The sequence below is a fragment of the Vibrio sp. V42_P2S4T144 genome, assembly GCF_009904715.1.
GTDB classification, from domain to species: domain Bacteria; phylum Pseudomonadota; class Gammaproteobacteria; order Enterobacterales; family Vibrionaceae; genus Vibrio; species Vibrio alginolyticus.
Genome location: NZ_WXWS01000109.1, coordinates 1 through 2,972, shown reverse-complemented (window position 1 = coordinate 2,972; position 2,972 = coordinate 1). Strand labels below are relative to the sequence as shown.

3 protein-coding genes are annotated in these 2,972 nt (G+C 45.6%); all 3 read left to right on the top strand.

Annotated features, from left to right (window positions below; genetic code table 11):
• Positions 1 to 82: 82 nt before the first annotated feature.
• Entirely contained in the window at positions 83 to 1,114 is a 1,032-nt protein-coding gene (locus tag CAG68_RS03690; protein ID WP_005378114.1) for an efflux RND transporter periplasmic adaptor subunit, read from the top strand.
• Between the two features lies 1 nt (position 1,115).
• Positions 1,116 to 2,213, top strand: coding sequence for an efflux RND transporter periplasmic adaptor subunit (locus CAG68_RS03685; RefSeq protein ID WP_161440800.1), 1,098 nt, complete (start codon positions 1,116 to 1,118; stop codon positions 2,211 to 2,213).
• The coding region (locus tag CAG68_RS03680) for an efflux RND transporter permease subunit (protein ID WP_161440799.1) at positions 2,210 to 2,972 on the top strand (763 nt) is incomplete at its 3' end. The genes CAG68_RS03685 and CAG68_RS03680, both read left to right, overlap by 4 nt.

Here is a 2,972-nt window from a genome sequence, read left to right as displayed (position 1 = left end):
ACTATTAATCTTTTCTGCTCTGGAAGTTCGTTCAAAATTCATCTACTTTAAAAATAATCCCCAATTTTTATGGATGAATGTAATGAGAAAATTGCTCATTCCTATTGCCATCTCGGCTGTCTTGTCGGGGTGCGGTAAAGAACTTCCTCCTGTTCCTGAACCTGAATCGCGCCCTGCGAAGCTATTTACAGTATCTGTTGGCAATGCCCAGTTTGAGCGACATTTTCCTGCCACGACGGAAGCTGGCGATAGAGCAGTACTGACATTTCGAGTTCCAGGGCTTCTTCAAACGATAGAAGTGAATGAAGGTCAAGTCGTCAGTAAAGGTGATGTTTTGGCATCATTAAACCCAGATGAATATTCTCTGCTCGAACAGCAAGCTCGGGCAAATTTTTTGCTCGCAGATGTGCAATACAAGCGATACCAAAAGCTACGTAAAGACCAAGTAGTATCTGAGCAAGATTTTGATGAGGCAAAAGCGAACCATAACTCGGCAAAAGCTCAATGGAATCAAGCAAAGGCAAACTTAAGATATACCAAACTTGTCGCGCCATATGATGGCACTATTTCGTACATTCCAGCAGAAAACCATGAATATGTTGCCGCGAAAGAAGGGGTGATGAATATTCAGTCCAACCAACTCCTCAAAGTGATATTCCAAATCCCAGACTATCTTCTAAATCGTTACACCCAGGGGAGCGATGTCTCTGCCAGAATGATATTTGATGCGTTCCCCGAGCGAGCCTTTGACTTAACCTTTCAGGAAATCGATACAGAAGCCGACCCTAAAACGGGCAGTTACAAAGTCACGATGGTTATGGAGCGGCCAGCAGAAATAGGCCTTTTGCCGGGAATGTCTGGCAATGCTTACCTCCTGTCCAAAAGTGCAGGAGCGACAAAGATTCCTAACTCCGCGTTGCTAGAAGAGAACGGCAAAACATACGTTTGGCGTGTCGATGAGCAAGGCATTGTGTCCAAAGCCGCAATTGAGATGAATGACAAAAATCAAGTGTTAGCTGGGCTTAACGATGGCGACCAAATCATTATCTCGGGTGTCAGTGTAATTGAACCCGGAATTAAGGTAAGAGCGTGGATTAAGGAAAGAGGGTTGTAATATGAAAGGAATCATCTCTCTAGCGACTTTACTTTCAACGCTTTTTCTCGTTGGCTGTGGGGATAAGGCGCCAGAAAAAGAGCTCGAAACGCCACGAGTTAGGGTTACGTCATTAGCGGGAAACAAGGTGGACGACAACTTGTACTTCCCTGCGGTTGCGAATGCAGCGGATCGCTCTCATTTGAGCTTCAGAGTGGCAGGAGAAGTCAGCCGCATCATGGTAAAAGAGGGCGACAAAGTCACGAAGGGTGATGTTATTGCAACGCTAGATCCCACGGACTATGAATTGGATGTAGATAATGCGAGTGCGCGTTTTTCTGTTGTCGACAGTCAGTATCGCCGCTCACGCCCTTTGGTTGATAAAGGCCTATTAGCTAAGTCTCAGTTTGATGAAATTGCAGCACAACGACAAATCGCCTTAGCAGAGCTTCAGTTAGCCAAACTTCGTCTATCATTTACTGCCTTAAAAGCGCCCGTGGATGGGATTATTTCGCGAGTTAATATCGACCAATTCGAAAATGTTCAAGTCGGACAGCATATCGTTAATATTCACAGCTTGGAGCGAGTCGAAGTGTTGATTCAGCTTCCAGACCGCCTCTATGTGAACCAACCGCCAACGGAAGAAAGACTCACAGCGATCAAAGCATTGGTGCGCGTGCCCAGCGGTAACGAATATAACGCGACGGTAAAAGAATTTACGACCGAACCCGATCCAACAACAGGTACGTTTACTGTCACACTGTCGCTTCCTATGCCGGAAGAAGAGTACATCCTAGATGGTATGGCTGTTGAGGTAACGTCTAAAGACGAGAATGTTGGGCTTGATCTCAACCTAGGAATTAATGTCCCTATCGAAGCCATTTTTAATGCGGACGGTGACGAGCTAGGACGCGAAAATAAATTTGTTTGGGTGTTAAATGAGAACAATACAGTATCGCGCAAACAGGTGCGAGCAGGTAAGGCATCTAAAACGTCCATTCAAATCCTTGATGGTCTCATGCTCAAAGACAAAGTTGTGATTGCCGGTGTTTCTCGATTAAGGGATGGCATGAAAGTGGAAGTGATACAGGAACTGGCTACGCAGGAGGCCGGTCTATGAGCGATCTTAATAAATCAGCGCCTCAAAGTGATGATGATGTGACCGGTATTGCTGCGTACTTCATCCGAAATCGCGTCATCAGTTGGATGGTCGCACTGATATTTTTGATTGGTGGTATCGCCGCATTCTTTGGTTTAGGGCGTCTTGAGGACCCTGCTTTTACTATTAAAGATGCGATGGTAGTGACCTCTTACCCTGGTGCGACACCGCAACAAGTCGAAGAAGAAGTGACGTATCCAATCGAAAAAGCGATTCAGCAGCTTACTTATGTTGATGAAGTAAATTCGATTTCTAGCCGAGGCTTATCTCAAATCACGGTCACGATGAAGAACAATTATGGCCCTGATGATCTACCACAAATTTGGGATGAGTTGCGCCGTAAAGTGAACGACCTTAAAGGGACGTTGCCTCCAGGTGTGAATGAACCTCAAGTGATCGATGATTTTGGTGATGTTTACGGGATTTTGTTAGCGGTGACTGGCGACGGTTATAGCTATAAAGAGCTACTGGATTACGTCGATTACTTACGCCGAGAGCTCGAACTGGTTGATGGCGTGAGTAAAGTTTCGGTATCTGGGCAACAGCAAGAGCAAGTGTTCATCGAAGTATCGATGAAAAAATTGAGCAGTATAGGTCTTGCTCCGGATACCGTGTTTAATCTTCTTTCGACGCAAAACGTAGTTTCTGACGCAGGAGCGATCAGAATTGGTGATGAGTACATCAGAATTCAGCCGACTGGCGAGTTCCAGAGTGTGGATG

Bases quoted from the DNA above. Each gene is read 5' to 3' on its own strand.
- CAG68_RS03690 (WP_005378114.1), top strand. From the start codon at position 83: ATGAGAAAATTGCTCATTCCTATTGCCATCTCGGCTGTCTTGTCGGGG.
- CAG68_RS03685 (WP_161440800.1), top strand. From the start codon at position 1,116: ATGAAAGGAATCATCTCTCTAGCGACTTTACTTTCAACGCTTTTTCTC.